General features: G+C 67.5%; 17 protein-coding genes. 6 read left to right on the top strand and 11 right to left on the bottom strand.

Annotation, left to right across the window (positions count from 1 at the left end):
* Positions 1–84: 84 nt before the first annotated feature.
* The 5 genes from MRBLAR12_RS08865 to MRBLAR12_RS08845 form a co-directional block, all read right to left on the bottom strand.
* The gene (locus MRBLAR12_RS08865) at positions 85–1,497 is read right to left on the bottom strand and encodes a sulfate adenylyltransferase subunit 1 (protein WP_364745303.1); all 1,413 of its coding nucleotides are present in this window, start codon (positions 1,495–1,497) and stop codon (positions 85–87) included.
* On the bottom strand, positions 1,497–2,444 hold the full coding sequence (gene cysD / locus MRBLAR12_RS08860) for a sulfate adenylyltransferase subunit CysD (protein ID WP_229995877.1): 948 nt from the start codon (positions 2,442–2,444) through the stop codon (positions 1,497–1,499). The genes MRBLAR12_RS08865 and cysD overlap by 1 nt, the downstream gene beginning before the upstream one ends.
* Positions 2,441–3,151: a phosphoadenylyl-sulfate reductase gene (locus MRBLAR12_RS08855; RefSeq protein WP_364745300.1), complete on the bottom strand. Its 711-nt coding sequence runs from the start codon at positions 3,149–3,151 to the stop codon at positions 2,441–2,443. The genes cysD and MRBLAR12_RS08855 overlap by 4 nt, the downstream gene beginning before the upstream one ends.
* Entirely contained in the window at positions 3,148–4,893 is a 1,746-nt protein-coding gene (locus MRBLAR12_RS08850; protein WP_364745297.1) for a nitrite/sulfite reductase, read from the bottom strand. Before MRBLAR12_RS08850 ends, MRBLAR12_RS08855 begins: the two co-directional genes overlap by 4 nt.
* Before the next feature lie 131 nt (positions 4,894–5,024).
* Positions 5,025–5,771, bottom strand: a complete 747-nt coding sequence (locus tag MRBLAR12_RS08845; protein WP_229995874.1) for a sirohydrochlorin chelatase — start codon at positions 5,769–5,771, stop codon at positions 5,025–5,027.
* Positions 5,772–5,832: 61 nt separating this feature from the next.
* On the opposite strand from MRBLAR12_RS08845, the gene MRBLAR12_RS08840 reads away from it, so the two are divergent.
* Complete coding sequence (locus tag MRBLAR12_RS08840; protein WP_229995873.1) at positions 5,833–6,498, top strand: trimeric intracellular cation channel family protein; 666 nt, start codon at positions 5,833–5,835, stop codon at positions 6,496–6,498.
* 20 nt (positions 6,499–6,518) lie between these two features.
* On the top strand, positions 6,519–6,947 hold the full coding sequence (locus MRBLAR12_RS08835) for a hypothetical protein (protein ID WP_229995872.1): 429 nt from the start codon (positions 6,519–6,521) through the stop codon (positions 6,945–6,947).
* Positions 6,948–7,104: 157 nt separating this feature from the next.
* Here MRBLAR12_RS08835 and MRBLAR12_RS08830 read toward each other — a convergent pair whose 3' ends face one another.
* The 5 genes from MRBLAR12_RS08830 to MRBLAR12_RS08810 form a co-directional block, all read right to left on the bottom strand.
* A complete protein-coding gene (locus MRBLAR12_RS08830; RefSeq protein WP_364745293.1) occupies positions 7,105–7,341 on the bottom strand; it encodes an endonuclease domain-containing protein in 237 nt (78 codons plus the stop codon).
* A complete protein-coding gene (locus MRBLAR12_RS08825) occupies positions 7,290–7,925 on the bottom strand; it encodes a hypothetical protein (protein WP_364745290.1) in 636 nt (211 codons plus the stop codon). The genes MRBLAR12_RS08830 and MRBLAR12_RS08825 overlap by 52 nt, the downstream gene beginning before the upstream one ends.
* A 452-nt stretch (positions 7,926–8,377) precedes the next feature.
* Positions 8,378–9,478, bottom strand: coding sequence for a polyprenyl synthetase family protein (locus tag MRBLAR12_RS08820; protein WP_229995336.1), 1,101 nt, complete (start codon positions 9,476–9,478; stop codon positions 8,378–8,380).
* A complete protein-coding gene (locus MRBLAR12_RS08815; RefSeq protein WP_364745287.1) occupies positions 9,475–10,866 on the bottom strand; it encodes a geranylgeranyl reductase family protein in 1,392 nt (463 codons plus the stop codon). The genes MRBLAR12_RS08820 and MRBLAR12_RS08815 overlap by 4 nt, the downstream gene beginning before the upstream one ends.
* 12 nt (positions 10,867–10,878) lie before the next feature.
* Complete coding sequence (locus MRBLAR12_RS08810) at positions 10,879–11,673, bottom strand: demethylmenaquinone methyltransferase (RefSeq protein WP_229995334.1); 795 nt, start codon at positions 11,671–11,673, stop codon at positions 10,879–10,881.
* A 153-nt stretch (positions 11,674–11,826) separates the two neighbouring features.
* Between MRBLAR12_RS08810 and MRBLAR12_RS08805 the strand changes: the two genes are divergently transcribed.
* The 4 genes from MRBLAR12_RS08805 (at position 11,827) to MRBLAR12_RS08790 (ending at position 16,239) form a co-directional block, all read left to right on the top strand.
* A complete protein-coding gene (locus MRBLAR12_RS08805) occupies positions 11,827–13,227 on the top strand; it encodes an isochorismate synthase (protein WP_364745284.1) in 1,401 nt (466 codons plus the stop codon).
* 278 nt (positions 13,228–13,505) lie between these two features.
* Positions 13,506–14,459, top strand: a complete 954-nt coding sequence (locus tag MRBLAR12_RS08800; protein WP_229995332.1) for an ABC transporter substrate-binding protein — start codon at positions 13,506–13,508, stop codon at positions 14,457–14,459.
* A 35-nt stretch (positions 14,460–14,494) separates the two neighbouring features.
* Entirely contained in the window at positions 14,495–15,466 is a 972-nt protein-coding gene (locus tag MRBLAR12_RS08795) for an amino acid ABC transporter permease (RefSeq protein WP_364745281.1), read from the top strand.
* Positions 15,463–16,239 carry an amino acid ABC transporter ATP-binding protein gene (locus MRBLAR12_RS08790; protein ID WP_229995330.1) on the top strand — a complete coding sequence of 259 codons (777 nt, stop codon included), beginning with the start codon at positions 15,463–15,465 and terminating at the stop codon, positions 16,237–16,239. Before MRBLAR12_RS08795 ends, MRBLAR12_RS08790 begins: the two co-directional genes overlap by 4 nt.
* A gap of 97 nt (positions 16,240–16,336) precedes the next feature.
* On the opposite strand, the gene MRBLAR12_RS08785 is transcribed toward MRBLAR12_RS08790, so the two are convergent.
* Positions 16,337–17,296, bottom strand: coding sequence for a hypothetical protein (locus MRBLAR12_RS08785; protein WP_229995329.1), 960 nt, complete (start codon positions 17,294–17,296; stop codon positions 16,337–16,339).
* Between the last annotated feature and the right edge of the window lie 273 nt (positions 17,297–17,569).

The following is a 17,569-nucleotide window of genomic DNA, read 5'->3' as shown; positions in this document are numbered from 1 at the left end:
AGGACGCCGTAAGTTTACGGCGACCTCGCGCGTTTCCGGCGACTCGCGAGAGTGTCGGGATGCTTTCAGCCAGTTCGAGCAGGCCTAGATCGAGTAGCGCTCGTCCTCGTGGTCGCCGGGGTGGTCGTTGACCAGGCCCGCGGCGAGGGTGTTGCCGTCGAGCGGGTCGATCACCAGGAACGCCCCGGTGCGGCGGTGGTGCAGGTAGTTTTCCAGCGGAAGCGGGGCAGCGAGCCGAAGCTGCGCGTGCCCGATGTCGTTCAGCTCCAGGGTGGATGTCGGCTCCAGACCGAAGCTGGCGAGGTCCAGCTTGCCCGTCACGTTCCGGACCAGGGCCTGGACCGTGCGGGTGCCATGCTTGACCAGCACTTTGGCCCCTTCACGGAGCGGCTTGGGCGAGAGCCAGCAAAGGGCAGCGTAGAGGTCGGCCGAGGCTTCACGTACCGTCCCCGCCGCCGCGATCGTGTCACCGCGGGCGACGTCGAACTCATCGGCCAGGCGCAGGGCCACGGACTGCGGGGCGGCCGCCTCGGCGAGCTCGCGGCCGGCGAAGTCGATCCCGGTGATGGTGGTGGTGCGCGGGGCCTGGCCCGGGGTCAGGATACTGACCTGGTCCCCCACCTTGACCGAGCCTTCGGTGATTTGGCCGGCGTAGGCACGGTAGTCGCGGTACGCCTCCGGATCGAGGCCGCCGGCCACGGCGTCGGGAGCCAGTGCGCCCTGCGGCCGGACCACCAGCTGGACCGGGAAACGGAAGCTCTCCAGGTGGCTTTCGAGTTCGTCGGCCGCCGGCAGTGTCTCCAGGACTTCCAGCAGCGCGGGGCCGTCGTACCACGGGGTGCGCTCCGAGGAATCAACCACGTTGTCGCCGTCGAGGGCGGACACGGGGACGACCCGGAGGTCAGCAACGCCGTCGGAACCGAGCCCGAGCTCGCGCCCGACCTGCTGGACGTCCGCCTCGATCTCGCGGAACACGTCCTCGCTGAAATCCACGAGGTCGATCTTGTTCACGGCGACGATCACGTGGGCCACGCGCAGCAGTTGCAGCACCGACAGGTGCCGGCGGGTCTGCTCCAGGACACCCTTGCGGGCGTCGATGAGCACGACGACGGCGTCCGCGGTGGACGCGCCGGTCACCGTGTTCTTGGTGTACTGCACGTGCCCGGGGCAGTCCGCGAGGATGAAGCTGCGGCGGTCCGTGGCGAAGTAGCGGTAGGCGACGTCGATGGTGATGCCCTGCTCGCGCTCCGCGCGGAGGCCGTCAGTCAGCAGCGCGAGATCGATCCCGCCCTTTTCGCCGCCGAACCCGCGGTCCGCGGAGGTGCGGGCGACGGCGTCGAGCTGGTCGGCGAGGATCGCCTTCGAGTCGTGCAGGAGCCGGCCCACCAGCGTGGACTTGCCGTCATCGACGGAGCCTGCGGTGGCGAAGCGGAACAGCGTGGTGGGCAGCGCCGCGGCAACGAGGTCCGGGCCCGGGAGAAACGTTTCCGTGCTCATTAGAAATAGCCGTCCTTCTTGCGGTCTTCCATGGCGGCCTCGGAGATGCGGTCATCGGCCCGGGTGGCGCCACGTTCGGTGATGGTGGAGGCGGCAACTTCAATGACGACGTCGCGCACGGTGGCGGCAGCCGATTCCACGGCGCCGGTGCAGGACATGTCGCCGACGGTCCGGTAGCGGACGGTCTTGGTGATGACTTCCTCGTGTTCGCGCGGCTGGGAGACCTCGCCAACTGCGCGCCACATGCCGTCGCGGGCAAAGACTTCGCGGTCGTGGGCGTAGTACAGGCCCGGCAGTTCGATGTTCTCGCGCTCGATGTAGCGCCACACATCCAGTTCGGTCCAGTTGCTGATCGGGAAGGCCCGGACGTGCTGGCCCACGGTGTGCCGGCCGTTGTAGAGGTTCCACAGCTCGGGCCGCTGGTTGCGGGGGTCCCACTGGCCGAACTCGTCGCGCAGGCTCAGGATCCGTTCCTTGGCCCGGGCCTTGTCCTCGTCCCGGCGGCCGCCGCCGAAGACGGCGTCGAACTTGTTGCGCTGGATCGCATCCAGCAGCGGGACGGTCTGCAGCGGGTTGCGGGTGCCGTCGGCGCGCTCGGCCAGTTCGCCGGAGTCGATGAACTCCTGGACGGAGCCTACAACGAGTTTCAGGCCCAGCCGTTCCACGGTGCGGTCGCGGAAGTCGATGACCTCGGGAAAGTTGTGGCCGGTGTCCACGTGCAGCACCGGGAAGGGCACCTTGCCGGGCCAAAAGGCCTTGGTGGCCAGGTGCAGCATCACCACGGAATCCTTGCCGCCGGAGAACAGCAGCGCAGGCTTCTCGAACTCGGCAACCACTTCGCGGATGATGTGGATGGCCTCGGATTCGAGCGTGTCGAGGCTGGAGAGGCGCGTGGAAACGGGAGCGTCGGTCACCTGTGTGGGCTCCTCAGTCAGGAAAGTGCTCATACGTGTAGTCCGCATTCTGTCTTGTCGGTTCCTGCCCAGCGTCCGGCGCGGGGGTCGTCGCCGGGCGCCACCTTGCGGGTGCAAGGCTGGCAGCCAATGGACGGGTAGCCCTGTGAAAGCAGCGGGTTGACGGGAAGAAGGTTGTCGTCGGAGTACTGCACCAGCTGGTCGAAAGTCCAGGCCGCCACCGGGTTGACCTTGACCAGGCCATTGGCCTCGTCCCAGGTGATCAGCGGCGTAATGGTGCGGGTGGGGGCCTCGTCGCGGCGGACTCCGGTGAACCAGAGCTCGTAGCCGGCGAGGGTGCGGCGCAGGGGCGCCACCTTGCGCAGGGCGCAGCACTGCGCGGGGTCGCGGGCGAACAGGTCCTTGCCCAGGAGCCGGTCCTGCTGCTCCACGGTGTTCTCCGGCAGCACGTCCACGACGTTGACGCGCAGGTTGGCCGCCACCTCGTCGCGGGTCGCGTGCGTCTCCGGGAAGTGGTAGCCGGTCTCCAGGAACAGGACGTCGACGCCGGGGAGCTCGTCCGCGACCAGCGCCGGCAGGACCGCGTCCGCCATGGAGCAGGCGACGGCGACCATCGGCAGCTCGAAATTGCGGGCCACCCAGGCGATGACATCGCGGGCCGGGGCGTCCCAGCCGAGCTCGGCGGCGCCGGCCTCGGCAAGGGCCTTGAGCTCGTCGTGGGTGCGGAGTGCAACGGTCACTGGAGATCACCCTCCTCCGCGGCGAACGCCCACTCGGCGAAGCTTTGGTCCTCGGAGCGGTCCGCGACGAACTTCCGGACCACGCGTTCCACGTAGTCGGGCAGCTCCCCGGCCGTGACCTTGAGGCCGCGGACGGTGCGGCCGAGGCCTGCCTCCTCGCGGCTGTCGGACGCGAGCCCGCCGCCGAGGTGGACCTGGAAGCCCGGGGTGGGGTCGCCGTCGGGCGTCGGCAGCATCATGCCCTTGAGGCCGATGTCCGCCGTCTGGATCCGGGCGCAGGAGTTGGGGCAGCCGTTGATGTGAAGGGACAGTGCCTGGGGCAGCTGCTTGCTCTCGGCGAGGTCGGCCAGGCGGCGCTCCAGCTCGGCTACCGCCGTCGCCGCAGTGACCTTCGTTTCCACGATGGCGAGCTTGCAGAACTCGATGCCGGTGCAGGCGATGGTGCCGCGCCGGAACACGGACGGCCGGGCGGACAGGCCCAGGGCGTCGAGTTCGGCGACGAGCGGGTCCACCTCGTCCTTGGGCACGTCGAGGACCACGAGCTTCTGGTGCGGGGTGGTGCGCAGGCGCTGCGAGCCGCGGGCTTCGAGGGTGTCCGCGAGCTTGACCAGCTGGCTGCCGGAGAGGCGGCCGGCCAGCGGGGTGGCGCCGATGAAGAACTTGCCGTCCTTCTGTTCGTGCACGCCGATGTGGTCACCGGGCGTGGACGGTTTGGGCGCCGCGGGGCCGTCGTCGAGTTTGTAGCCGAGGTATTCGTCCTCGAGGACCTGGCGGAACTTCACCGGTCCCCAGTCGGCCAGCAGGAACTTCAGGCGGGCCTTGGTGCGCATGCGCCGGTAGCCGTAGTCGCGGAAGATGCTGGTGACGCCGAGCCACACGTCGGCGGCCTGGTCCGGCCGGACGAAGGCGCCGAGGCGTTTGCCCAGCATGGGGTTGGTGGAGAGCGCGCCGCCTACCCAGAGGTCGTAGCCGATGCCGAGCTCGGGGTGGACCAGGCCCACCAGGGCGACGTCGTTGATCTCATGCACCACGTCCTGGCTGGGGTGGCCTGTGATGGCGGTCTTGAATTTGCGCGGCAGGTTGGCCAGTTCCGGGTCGCCGATGAACCGTTCGGCGAGTTCCTGGATCAGCGGCGTGGGGTCGATGATCTCGTCCTTGGCGATGCCCGCAACCGGGGAGCCAAGGATGACGCGGGGGACGTCGCCGCAGGCTTCCGTGGTGGACAGCCCCACGCCCTCGAGCCGGCGCCAGATCTCGGGCATGTCTTCCACCCGGATCCAGTGCAGCTGGATGTTCTGGCGGTCCGTGAGGTCGGCCGAGTCGCGGGCGAAGTCCACGGAGATCTGGCCGATGACGCGCAGCTGCTCGGTGGTGAGCGCACCGCCGTCGATCCTCACCCGCAGCATGAAGTATTTGTCTTCGAGTTCGTGCGGCTCAAGCGTGGCGGTCTTGCCGCCGTCGATCCCGGGCTTGCGCTGGGTGTACAGGCCCCACCAGCGGAACCGGCCGTGCAGGTCGGTGCCGTCGATCGAGTCGAAGCCGTGCTTGGAGTAGACGGACTCGATACGCTCGCGGACGTTGAGGCCGTTGTCTTCCTGTTTCCAGGTTTCGTTGGCGTTCAGCGGCGTGGTGCCGTCCACTTTCCACTGCCCGTGCGGCTTTGCGGCCGGACGGGAGGGGCGTTTGGTGCGGCCGGCGGCAGCCTCGTCCGTGGACGCTCCGGCTAGAGCTGTATCAGTCATGCATCGACTGTAGGGGTGGCTGTAATCCCGTCACAAAGGTTCAGAAATGGGGAGTCACCTAGGGAAATATTTCGTCACGAACCGCCGGAAACCCTTGAAGTAGCCACGCGGCTGTGCATCTGCGGGGACCGTCAGGGCCGGGGTTGCGGGGCTGCGGCCAGCGCGGCGTCGTAGCGTTCCAGGGCAATTTCGGCGAGGACCGGCGAGGGCAGCAGCGGCGCCGTCACAAGGTCCGCGCCGGCCTTGGCCAACTGGTCATGGAAGAAGCCGGGCGCCAGGAGATAGGAGGCGATGACCACGCGGCCGCCCAGGTCCACCGCACCGGCCGACTCCCCCGCGCCGGCACCGCCGGCGGCCTCCTCGCGGAGCATGGCGACGGCGTCGGGAACCGAGGGCTTGGCGGAGGCACCGTAGCCGGCCACGATCCGGTTGGAACGCAAGGCACGGAGCTGGTCCGTGAGTTCTTCGACACTCTGCGCGGCGCTGGGATCGGAGGACCCGGCGGCGGCGAGGACCACGGCGTCGTTGTCTGTCACTCCTGCCTCGCGCAGCCGCGCGTCCAGCAGCGCTGCGAGCCGCGGGTCCGGCCCCAGCGGCGCCGCGGCAAGAGTGTCCGGCCGGCTCTTCACGGCCCGGGCGATGTCCACTTTGACGTGGTATCCGACGCTGAGCAACAGGGGAACCACGACGGCGGTCTCCCCCTCCGGAAGGCCCGCCACGACGGCCGGCAGGTCCGGGTCTTGGACGTCGACGTACGCCTCGCGGACATCAAGCCCTGGACGGAGCCCGGCGATGCCGTCCCGGAGCGCGTTGACCTCCGCGGCTCCGTGCGGGCTTGACGTGCCGTGGGCGCAGGCGATCAGGATGGGGCTATTCATAGCCGTTAGCGTAACCTTGGAGCCGCCCTATCCGCCCCCTTGTTATCGACCGGGACGCTTCATGACCTTCTCCTTTAGCCTCGTCCTGATCTGGCTTGACCTGGCGGGTGTCTTCTTCTTTGCGGTCTCCGGCTCGCTGCTCGCGGCGCGAAAGCAGTTCGACATTATCGGCTCGCTGCTCCTGGCGTCTGTGGTGAGCCTTGGCGGCGGTGTCATCCGCGACATCATCATCAGCGCGGGCCCGCCCGCCGCGTTCACCAACCCGGCGTATTTGGCGCCGCCGCTGCTCGCCACTGTGCTGGTGTATTTCCTGTTCTCCAGCGTCCAGCGCTTCACTTCGCTGCTGGTCCTGTTCGACGCCGGCGGGCTGGCCTTGTTTTGCATCACCGGCACGCTGAAGGCCCTGGCCGCCGGGATGAACCCCGTAGCCGCAGTCCTGCTGGGCGTCACGACGGCGGTGGGCGGCGGCCTTCTGCGGGATATCACCGCCAACGAGGTGCCGCAGCTCTTCGACCCCAAGGATCTCTACGCGCTGCCGGCGTTCGCCGGGGCATTGTCGACCGTGATCCTGTCCCTCACCGGGACCTTCACCGCATTGACGGCCTGCGCCGTCGCCGCTCTCGTCTTCGCGTTCCGGGTCACGGCCTGGCGGCGCCACTGGTACGTTCCGCTGGCAGTGCGCGGCTGGCATCGGCTGGGCCTGGACACTGCGGAAAACGACCGCTAGGGATTAGCTAGGATAAGACCATGACTGACATGTTCCTCGAGAAATTCCGCGCGCTTGTCCCGAAGTATCTCGAAGACGAATGGCAGGAAGAAGATGGCCTCGCGGCCGACGAGCTTGACGCCGCCCTGGCCGAACACCAGTTCCAGGTCCCGCTGGTCCTGCGCGAGTTCTACCTGGCCGTCGGCGGCTGCGAGGACATCATGGAGGCCTACCACTACTTCTGGGACCCCGAAGAGCTCGAAGTCGATGACGAGGGCTTCCTCATGTTCCTCGAGGACGAGGAAGAGCAGTTCACCTGGGGCTTCCGCGTCGGGGACCTCAGCATCCCGGATCCCATCGTGTACCGCCGGAACAACGCCCGCGGCCAGTGGAAGAGCGAGGAGGGGACTTTCTCCGAATTCGTCTTCGACATGTTCGAGTGGGCCTTCAACGACGAAGACGAGGACTAGGCGGCCACTGCGGCCACCCCTCCCCCGCCTTCCTCCCCTCCCCCGCCCCTTCCTCCTCCTTCCGCCGCCGATTCTCCCCATGTTTGGCGTCCCCCGCCGGGGTGTCCGGCCGAACCGCCGATATTCTGCAGCGCTGGAGATTCATACCTGGGGAATTTCAGCGGATGACCCTGCCGCGCAGCACCTGCCGCACCTCATCGATCACCTTCTGCGGGTTGTAGACGACGTCCTGGTAGCCGTATCGGAGGACCGCATAGCCGGCCAAGGTGCTGGCGTTGTTGCGCCCCCGGTCCTTTCTGACCTGCGCGCGCTCAAGGTGGGTGCTCCCGTCGATCTCCACGATCAGGAAGCCTTCGAGCAGGAAGTCGACAATCCCGATCCCCGGGAGCTGCACCTGCGTCTGGGTGTAGATTCCCTGGCCCTGAAGAGCAGCCTGGCAACGACCTCGATCGCCGAGTCAGCCGTGCCGTCGACCAGGTCCAGGACTGCCCGGGCGGCCCCGTTCCGGTTTCCCGGCAGCCGCTGCCTGAGGTAATCGAGCGCGGTGCGGCCCTGCAACAAGGCACTTTCCACCATGACGGCGGCATCCACCGGGGGCAGGCAGCGCAGCGCATGGAGCAGGGTGTCCGTCAGGCCGGCCACGGGCTGCGGAAATTCCGGCGGGACCAGGCTTGCGCGGTGGACAACAGCTCCGGGCGCTGATCCGTGTGCGCACAGCAGGTGCAGCCGTTCGGGCTCATGGAGGCGCCATATGCCGTGGAACGGCGCGGCGGAGGCGCAGGTGAGCGTACCGTTCGCGAGCACGGCAGCCACGAAGTCCGCCCGCGCCCCGGGCAGCGCCACCACCCCATGGCGCAGGCGACGAATTTCCCCGGCAGCCACGGAAGTGCGGATCCCGTTCGACGTAAAACCGGCCTGCAGCAACGTGGCCGTCCGGGCAACCGAGCCGGCGTATCCCAGGTATCCCGCGAGGTCCATAGGGCAATCACACACGTGGCATGACACCCCGGGCAGCCACAACGCCGGCTATGTGGACAAGTCCGCACCATCCGCGCCGCTGGTTTTCTCCGGTTTTGAGGACGTCCGACGGCGTGTGCCGCCACCGGCCGGCGTGTCCCGCCGCTGTCCGGCCAAAGGTGGGGAAACTCAGCGCGACAACACCCGGCATCGGATCGAAATCTTATGACAACAAATTTACGGCAAGGGCTGGACGCTATGACACAACTGTCATAGACTCGTTTCTGGGTTCACCAAATGCCTCCGGTGGATCTGATGCGAACGGAGAAATGGCCCCGGTTCGGCACAACGGAAGACTCGATCGTTGTGAGGAACCGGGGCCATTCCGTTTAAGGATCGCCCAGCCGGAAGCGCCCAGCCGGAAGGACCGGCCGGGGCCAGGAAGTGAAGGCTGAGCGCCAGGCGCCGCCGGGCTAGCTGCTGCGGTCCACTACCGCGTGGGCGAAGCTGGTCAGCGAGGCCTTCACGACGCCTTCGGGCAGCGGTGCAAGGGCGGCAATGGCCTCATCGGCCCAGGCGCGTGCCACCACCCAGGACTGCGCGGTGACGGGGTGCTCCCGGAGTCCGGCCACGGCAGCGGCCAGGGCCTCGTCCGAGCTGAGGTCGCCGTCGATCAGCGTCAGCAGTTCGACGGCGGTCTGGTCCCCGTCGCGGGCGGCGTTGCGCAGCAGCAGCACGGGCAAGGTGGGGATGCCTTCGCGCAGGTCGGTTCCCGGGGACTTGCCGGACTTGACCTTGATCCCGGTGACGTCGATGACGTCGTCGGCGAGCTGGAAGGCCACGCCCACCTTCTCGCCGTACTCGACCAGGAGCGGCTCGTAGGCCTCGTCAGCGCCGGAGAAGATTGCGCCAAGCTGCCCGGACGCGGCCACCAGCGAGCCGGTCTTGTCCGCGATGACGGACAGGTAGTGCGCCAGGGGGTCCTCGTCCGGCCGCGGTCCCACGGTCTCGTGCAGCTGGCCCAGGCAGAGCCGTTCAAAGGTGCGCGCCTGGATGCCCAGCGCACGGGAGCCGAGCTCCGAGACCAGGATGGAGGCGCGCGCGAAGATGAGGTCGCCGGTCAGGACGGCAACGGAGTTGCCCCAGACCTCGTGGGCTGTGGGCGCCCCGCGGCGGAACGGCGCGGAGTCCATGACGTCGTCGTGGTAAAGGGTGGCGAGGTGCGTCAGTTCGACGACGACGGCGGCCTGCACTACCGCGGGCAGGGAGGCGTCGCCAAGGTGGGCGCACAGCAGGGTCAGCAGCGGGCGGATGCGCTTGCCGCCGGCTTCCACGAGGTGACGCGACGTTGCGTCAGCCAGGGGATCGGAATTGGCAATGGCTTCGCGCAGCCGCTTCTCAACGCGCGCCAGGTTGGTGGTGAGCGCGGGACCCAGTTCGGGGTCGCCCGCAATGGCCGCGAAGCCTGCCGGCAGTTGGAGGCCGGTGGCGATCGCCGTGGTATTGAGGTCGGGTTCAGAGCTCGGCAGGCCGTGTCCGGCGTGCGTCCAGCTTTGATCTGCAGAGTTGGTCACGGGTTAACCCTAACTTTTGTTGCGGAAACCGCAGAGTTGGTGCCGGAGTGCGGAACGCTGTCCGTGGTGGGCGCGGCCGTGGCGGGCGCGGCCTTGTTGGACGCGGCCTGGTTGGACGTGGCAGGTACCAGGGATTCCAGGACCCGGATGACCCGGTCCTCGAAACCCTTGGCGGCAGGATCGGTGAGGTTGGCCAGCAACCGCACCACGAAACGCATGAGCACGGGGACAGGCATGCCCGTCCGGAGGGCCAGTTTCATGACGGCCGGCTTGCCGATCAGGGCGGCGAACGCCCGGCCCAGCGTGAAGTGGGAGCCCCACTGCTGGCGCACGTAGTCTGCGTACCGGGCCAGGTGCGCGTCGGCGTCGGCAGCGCCCCAGCCTGCCGACGCGGACCGGGCAGCGCCGTCGATGATGAATTCAGCCGCAAAGCGGGCGGACTCCATGGCATAGGAGATGCCCTCGCCGTTGAACGGGGAGACCATGCCGCCGGCGTCGCCGAGGAGGAGCAGACCCGGTGAGTAGTGCGGGGTGCGGTTGAAGCCCATGGGCAGCGCCGCGCCGCGGATCTCGCCCACCTGGTTTTCCGGGGTGAAGCCCCAGTCGGCGGGCATGCCGGCGGTCCATTCGCGCAGCACCTGCTTGTAGTCCAGCTTGCCGAAGTCCTTCGAGGAGTTCAGGATGCCCAGGCCCACGTTGGAGGTGCCGTCGCCGACGCCAAAAACCCAGCCGTAGCCGGGCAGGAGCTTGCCGTCGCGGCCGGGCAGCTCCAGCCAGCCTTCCATCCAGTCGTCCTCGTGCCGCGGCGAGGTGAAGTAGGTCCGCACGGCAACGCCGAGCGGCCGGTCGTCGCGTTTGCCGATGCCCAGCGACACGGCGGTGCGCGTCGAGTTGCCGTCCGCCGCGAGCACGACGTCGGCACTGAAGTCGCGCGTTTCGCCGGTCTTGCGCCCCGAGTTGTCCAGCAGTGAGGCGCGGACGCCCGTCACCCGGCCATCTTCGGAGTGCAGCGCCTCGGTGACGCTGTGGCGTTCGAGCACGACGGCGCCCGCGGACTGGGCGTGGCGGGCCAGCTGTTCGTCGAAGCCGAGCCGGGTCCGGATCAGCCCGTACTGCGGGAAGTCGGCAACCTCCGGCCACGGCAGTTCGATCGTGCGGCCGCCGGCGATCAGGCGCAGGCCCTTGTTCCGCCGCCAGCCCTCGGTTTCAGGATGCGCGAGTCCCAGCTTCTGGATCTCGCGGACCGCGCGCGGAGTCAGGCCGTCGCCGCAGACCTTCTCGCGGGGAAAGCTGGTTTTCTCCAGCACCGTCACGTCAATGCCGGCTTTGGCAAGGTAGTAGGCGGCGGTGGATCCGGCCGGGCCCGCTCCGACAATCAGTACATTCACGACGCGTAGCGGCTAACGCCCGGGCCGGGTGATGTTGCGGCGCAGCTTGGCCACGGGTCCGGTGTGGGCTGCCAGCGCGGCGGCGCCGGCGGCGGGATCGCTGGTGGGGCCGGCCAGCGGTTTCTGGGCCCGGTGCACGGCGACGATGCCGCCGCTGAGGTTGCGGTAGGTGACGGATTCCCAGCCAGCCTCCTGCAGCCAGGCCGCGAGGTGGTCCTGGTCCGGCCACGCGCGGATGGATTCGGCGAGGTAGACGTAGGCGTCTGGGTTGGAGGAGACCTTGACGGCGATGGCGGGCAGGGCCCGCATGAGGTATTCGGTGTACATGGTGCGCCAGAGCGGCACCACGGGCTGGGAGAATTCCGCGATGACCAGCCGGCCGCCGGGCTTGGTGACCCGCAGCATCTCGGCCAGGGCCTTCTTGGGCTCGTTGACGTTGCGGAGGCCAAAGGAGATGGTGCTGGCATCAAAGGTGTTGTCCGCGAACGGCAGGCGGGTGGCATCCCCGGCGATGAAGTCGATGTCCGGGCGGCGGCGCTTGCCGACCTTGAGCATGCCGAGGGAGAAATCACAGGCGATGACGTTGATGCCGGCGTCGGCGTACGGCTCGCTGGACGTGCCGGTGCCGGCGGCGAGGTCCAGGACGCGCTGGCCGGCCGATACGCCCACGGCCTCCACCACCACCTTGCGCCAACGCCGCGTCTGCCCCATCGACAGGACATCGTTGACGACGTCGTATTTGGGGGCGACGTCGTCAAACATCGTGGCTACTTCGTCCGGACGCTTATCCAAGGATGCTCGGTTCACCCAGCCATTGTCTCAAATGATCGGCTCCCCCACGAACGGCGCGCGAATCAACGCGGCTTTCACCTGCGGGAACGGCCGCCGCCGCCCCGTTCATGCCGTGCCGGACCCTGTTTATCCACGGTATGGGCGATCACGGGCTAGTGTTATGCCATCATGACGAGCACGTTCCGCACCTTGACAGTCCCCCTCGATGCCGAAACTTTCCCCGGGGGTCTGCCGTCGTTTCTGGTCCGGGACGATGTCCTCTGCTGGACCCGCCGCGAGGCCGGGCTCGTGGGCTTCGGCGAGATCGCCAGGTTCACAGCCACCGGCCCCGAGCGGTTCCTGGAAGCGGACATCTGGTGGCGCCACCTGGTCCTGGAGGCGGACATCGAGGACGCCGTGGACTGCCCCGGCACCGGTCCGGTGGCCTTTGGCTCCTTCGCCTTCTCCAAAGTTTCTGCCCACGAGTCCCGCCTGCTGGTCCCCGAAATCGTCGTGGGGCTCCGTGACGGCCAGGCCTGGCTGACCCAGCTCACGCTTGACGACGGCGAACTCACCGAGGCGGGCGCCCGGGCCGCCCTGGACCGCTGGCTTGGCACCACCAGCGTCAATACCGGCACCGATGGCAGCACCGGTGCCAATACAGACTGCGCCGAGGTGGACGACCCGCTGCCCGGGGCAGCACAGGCGGGCGGCGCCGTCGTACGGCCTTTGCCGTTGGCGGCAGGGGCAACCCTGCACACCGGCTCGCTCAGCGAGGAAGACTGGATGGCCGCCGTTGCCGCGGGCGTCGAGGAGATCCGGACCGGTGCGTTGGAGAAGCTGGTGCTGGCCCGCGACGTCGTGGCCACCGTCCCCACCGGCGTCAACGCCGCCGCGGTGCTCCGCGAGTTGTCGGCCAGGTACCGCGAATGCTGGACGTACGGGGTGGACGGGCTGGTCGGGGCCACGCCGGAGATGCTGATCCAGGTGGAGGGCCGCACCGCGCAGGCCCGCGTCCTGGCCGGCACGCTGGACCGCCGAGATGCCGACGGCAAGGCGGGGTCCCCGATGGAATTCGCCGAACGGGTGCTGGCCGGCTCCGAGAAGCAGCGGCACGAACACGACATCGCGATCCAGTCCCTGACCACGCAGCTTGCCCCGTTTTCCGAGGCCATGAACGCTCACAGCGAGCCGTTCATCCTGGAACTGCCCAACGTCTGGCATCTGGCGTCCGATGTGAAGGCTGAACTGGCCGAGGTGGAAGGCCACGTCCCCACCTGCTTGGCCCTGATCAACGCACTGCATCCGACCGCCGCCGTCTGCGGCACTCCCACTACCGTGGCCGGGGCGCTGATCCGCAAGCTCGAACACCTGGACCGCGGCCCGTACGCCGGGCCGGTGGGCTGGCTGGACGCGGCCGGCAACGGCGAGTGGGGCATCGCGCTGCGGGGCGCCGTCATCGAGTCCCCGCAGACGGTCCGGCTCTACGCGGGCTGCGGCGTGGTGGACGGCTCCGTCCCCGAGACCGAGCTCGCCGAGACGTGGGCGAAGTTCCGCCCTATGCTGGAATCGCTCGGCATCAGCAGCTAGCCGGCGGCGCCGGCGAGGCCGGCGAGGCTGGTGAGGCTATTGGCGCTGGTGATGCTCGTGGCGCTGGTGATGTTGGCGAAACGGGGAGGCCAACGACGCCGGCCAATCGGCAGGAATCCGGGATTACAGACAGATCGGGCGGTGGAGATATTGCATTTGGGTCTGGTTTAGTTATCCAATAGTGAAACTTAGTTTTCTGTGACGTACATCTCTTTGTCGGCGATACACTTTTTAAATCGACTTGAATACGCATCCCTCCTGCAAAAAAAGGTAAGAAAATGCAGATCTCCCGTTCGCTCCTGAGCAACCCCGCACTCAAGGCCGCCACGGTGCTCGCCGTGAGCGCATTGGCCCTCACGGCCTGCACGAACGCCTCCGAGACCGGGACCGGCGGCGCGGCCACCCCTTCCGGCAGCGCCGCGGCCAGCTTTGACCCCAGCACGGTCCAGAAGGACGATGCCCTGGCGGCCATGGTGCCTGAGGCGATCAAGGCCAAAGGCACTCTGACCGTGGGCTCGGACACCACCTACGCGCCCGCAGAATTCCTCGGTACCGACGGCCAGACCGCCGTGGGCTACGACGTCGACATCGCCAAGGCGATCGGCGCCGCGCTGGGCCTCAAGGTCCAGGTCCAGACTGCCGAATTCACCGGCATCCTTCCGGCCCTGGGCCCGAAGTACGATCTCGGGATCTCTTCCTTCACGATCAACCCGGAGCGGCTTGCCGCGGTGAACATGGTCAGCTACTACAAGGCCGGTACCGGCTGGGCAGTGCAGAAGGGCAACCCGAAGAACGTCTCCCTCGATGACCTGTGCGGCAAGTCCGTTGGCGTGCAGACCGGCACCATCCAGGAGGATCCGGACCTCTCTGACCGCAACAAGAAGTGCCTGGCCGAGGGCAAGCAGCCCATCAACATCGTGACGCTCAAGACCCAGACGGATATCACCACCCGCCTGGTCAACGGCAGCATCGATGCGATGGCGGCCGACTCCCCCATCGTCGGCTACGCGCTGACCCAGACCGGCGGCCAGCTCGAAAAGCTCGGCGAGGTCTACGACGCCGCACCGCAGGGCATTGCCGTCGCCAAGTCCGACACGGCCCTGGCGGACGTCATCCAAAAGACCGTCACCAAACTGATGGAAAACGGCTCCTACAAGAAGATCCTCGACGGCTGGGGCGCCGCTGACGGTGCCATCACCACGTCCGAAGTCAACCCGGCGGCCGCATCTTGAGCCTCCCCACAACCCCACCAACAGCAGGGGCAGAGATGGACAGCCATCAGGACAGTCACGCAGCACCGGTACTGAACAATGCGGTACCGGTGCGGCACCCCGGCCGCTGGATCAGCGCCGTCATCATCGTCGGGTTCCTTCTCGCCTTCATGCAGAGCCTGTTCACGAACCCCAACTTCCGCTGGGATGTCGTGGGCACCTACATCCTGGACACCAAGGTGATCCAGGGCGTGATGTGGACCCTGTTCCTGACGTTTGCCTCCATGGTCCTGGCGATCGTCCTGGCCATCCTCCTGGCCTTCATGCGGCAGTCTGACAACCCTGTGTTCCGCTGGTCCAGCTGGACGTGGGTCTGGTTCTTCCGCGGCACCCCGGTGTACACCCAGTTGCTCTTCTGGGGACTGGCCACTGTTCTCTATCCGACGATCGTCCTTGGAATCCCGTTTGGTCCTGCAACCTTCACCTGGGTGACCTCGGACCCCACGCACGGCCTGATCCCTGCCATCCTTGGCCTGGGTCTCAACGAATCGGCGTATCTGGCAGAGATCTTCCGGGCTGGCCTGAAATCCGTGGACCAGGGTCAGAGTGAGGCTGCCGAGGCACTCGGCATGACCAAGGGCAAGATCATGCGGCGGATCATCCTGCCGCAGGCCATGCGCGTCATCGTTCCGCCTACCGGCAACGAGACCATCGGCATGCTGAAGACCACCTCCCTGGTTCTGGCTGTGCCGTTCACGCTGGACCTGACCTTCGCAACCAATGCCCTGGCCAACCGCATTTACCTTCCGATTCCGCTCCTGATTGTCGCCGCATTCTGGTACCTCGTCATCACCAGCATCCTGATGGTGGGCCAGCACTTCATTGAGGCGCACTACGGCAAGGGCGTGGACAACCGGGTTCCGGCGGCAATCAACCCCGCCGCTGCCAAGGCCTCCGCGGCGGTGGCCCCCAGCGCCGCTGCCGAGCCGGACCTGAAAATGGACTTCCCCGAGGAGGAGGCGAAATGACGATCACCACAGAGCAGCCGCTGGTCAAGATCGAGGGCCTTCACAAGTACTACGGCACGCACCACGTGCTGCGCGGCATCGACCTGACCGTCAACCAGGGCGAGGTGTCGGTTGTGATCGGCCCGTCCGGTTCGGGCAAGTCCACCATGCTCCGCTGCGTGAACCTGCTGGAAACCATCAGTGCCGGGCGCATTTCGGTGGGCGGCGACCTGATCGGCTACCGCGAGGTCAAGGGCAGGCTCCATGACCTGAAGACCAAGGAAATCGCCGCCCAGCGCCGCGAAATCGGCATGGTGTTCCAGCGCTTCAACCTGTTCCCGCACAAAACGGCGATGCAGAACATCATGGAGGCCCCGATCCAGGTCAAGGGCCAGTCAAAGACCGTGGCGCGGAAGCGGGCCCTCGAGCTGCTGGACCGAGTGGGGCTCGGTGACCGCGCCGGCCACTACCCGTCCCAGCTCTCCGGCGGCCAGCAGCAGCGCGTTGCGATTGCCCGGGCCCTGGCCATGGATCCGGAACTCATGCTGTTCGATGAGCCCACGTCCGCGCTCGACCCGGAGCTCGTGGGCGATGTCCTGAACGTGATGAAGGACCTCGCCAAGTCCGGCATGACCATGATCGTGGTGACCCACGAGATCGGCTTCGCCCGGGAGGTCGGTGACCGCCTGACCTTCATGGACGGCGGCATCGTGGTGGAGTCGGGCGACCCGCGGGAGGTCCTGGCCAACCCCCAGCACCCCCGCACCAAGGAGTTCCTGAGCCGGGTGCTGTAGCCCGACGCGGAAGTTACCTGTCGATGCGCAAATGCCCTGTCGCTACCGTTATTCCGGTAGCGCCAGGGCATTTGCGCGTCGTGGGTAGGGTTGCGTGTCATGGCCACGCTGCGGAACGGGCTCGACGGCGGGGTACACCAAACGCGGCGAGCTTCTGTTCCAGCCGGCCCGGCTCCATGAGATCCGCCCAGACCCACCGCAGTACCCGGAGCCCCGTGGCCCGGATCCGGTTTTCGCGCTCTTTCTCGTCCACGACGGCCTGCGATGCGGTCCTGCCCCGAAGGTATTCGGGCTTCAGATATTTCTCGACGCCGTCGAACTCGCCCACCAGCCGGGCAGTGTCCCAGTAGTAGTCGGTGTAGCCCGCGAGACCGGCGCCGTCCCGGACCTCGTGCTGAAGTTCCGGCGGCTGGAATCCGGCGACGCACATGAGCCCGCGGCTGTAAGACTCCCCCGGGGACCCTGACCGCGGATCCGCGAACTCCACGGCAGTCCTGATCCGCCGCGCGGCCGCAGCGGTGTAATTGCCGTCGACACCCGCCAGCAGTATTTCCCTCGAGAGCGCGGGCAACCCCTGCGCTGCGTCCGGCCTGAGCACATGGTCCAAGGGAACGATTGCTTGAGCAAACGGCGTGAACGCAGCCAGATCCAGCACCGTACGGACCCTCCCCGTGACCAGGAGGCCTTCGCGCCGGAACACTTTGAGACCGTCCGGGCCTGCGTAGTGCCGCCGCACTCCCGCACGCGAGCGTCCGCCACCGTTCTGAAGCGTCAGCGCATGGACCGGATGACGCTGGCCAATGGTTGGAACTCCCCACACGGACGCGGCGGAGTGCCAGGCAAAAACTGTCGGGGCCGTGAACGTCTCCGCGGCAGCGCTAACCCGGAGCCGGTACTGTTCCCAAGGCTGCAGCGCCCGCCACGCCTCCCCGTCGACGTAGACGCCATGCCGCACGCGGACGAGCGCGCTCGATCGGCAGCGTTTGGCGAGCTCTTTCGGCGTGAGCCCCTGCTGGACGTGCTCGCGGGCCAGGATCAGTCTCGGTAACTCGTTCATGGAACGAAGATCCCAGCCTGGGATCGGCGGCGCCATGACCGGTTGCCCGAGTGTGGACAACCCGGCGCACATTCCCTTCGGCGACCCGCCTTCCGTCCGGCGACCCGCTTTCCGTCCGGCGACGCGCTTTCCGACCCGCGACGCGCATTCCGTCCAGCGACGCGCATTCGCTTCCGCGACGCGCACATTACCTGACGTGGCGGGTATTCGGGTGTCGGCCGGTATTTTGCGCAGCGCCGGGCACGGAGCGCGTCGTCGTGCCCGGCGCACTGC

The sequence above is a fragment of the Arthrobacter sp. LAR12-1-1.1 genome (genome assembly GCF_040676555.1).
Taxonomy (GTDB): Bacteria; Actinomycetota; Actinomycetes; order Actinomycetales; family Micrococcaceae; genus Arthrobacter.
Note: the sequence above shows the minus strand (reverse complement) of the source record. Positions and strands in the feature narration are given on the sequence as shown.

Bases quoted from the DNA above. Each gene is read 5' to 3' on its own strand.
- MRBLAR12_RS08825 (WP_364745290.1), bottom strand. From the start codon at position 7,925: ATGGACCTCGCGGGATACCTGGGATACGCCGGCTCGGTTGCCCGGACG.
- MRBLAR12_RS08835 (WP_229995872.1), top strand. From the start codon at position 6,519: ATGACTGACATGTTCCTCGAGAAATTCCGCGCGCTTGTCCCGAAGTAT.
- MRBLAR12_RS08865 (WP_364745303.1), bottom strand. From the start codon at position 1,497: ATGAGCACGGAAACGTTTCTCCCGGGCCCGGACCTCGTTGCCGCGGCG.
- MRBLAR12_RS08800 (WP_229995332.1), top strand. From the start codon at position 13,506: ATGCAGATCTCCCGTTCGCTCCTGAGCAACCCCGCACTCAAGGCCGCC.
- MRBLAR12_RS08790 (WP_229995330.1), top strand. From the start codon at position 15,463: ATGACGATCACCACAGAGCAGCCGCTGGTCAAGATCGAGGGCCTTCAC.
- MRBLAR12_RS08840 (WP_229995873.1), top strand. From the start codon at position 5,833: ATGACCTTCTCCTTTAGCCTCGTCCTGATCTGGCTTGACCTGGCGGGT.
- MRBLAR12_RS08805 (WP_364745284.1), top strand. From the start codon at position 11,827: ATGACGAGCACGTTCCGCACCTTGACAGTCCCCCTCGATGCCGAAACT.
- cysD (WP_229995877.1), bottom strand. From the start codon at position 2,444: ATGAGCACTTTCCTGACTGAGGAGCCCACACAGGTGACCGACGCTCCC.
- MRBLAR12_RS08845 (WP_229995874.1), bottom strand. From the start codon at position 5,771: ATGAATAGCCCCATCCTGATCGCCTGCGCCCACGGCACGTCAAGCCCG.
- MRBLAR12_RS08795 (WP_364745281.1), top strand. From the start codon at position 14,495: ATGGACAGCCATCAGGACAGTCACGCAGCACCGGTACTGAACAATGCG.
- MRBLAR12_RS08850 (WP_364745297.1), bottom strand. From the start codon at position 4,893: ATGACTGATACAGCTCTAGCCGGAGCGTCCACGGACGAGGCTGCCGCC.
- MRBLAR12_RS08785 (WP_229995329.1), bottom strand. From the start codon at position 17,296: ATGAACGAGTTACCGAGACTGATCCTGGCCCGCGAGCACGTCCAGCAG.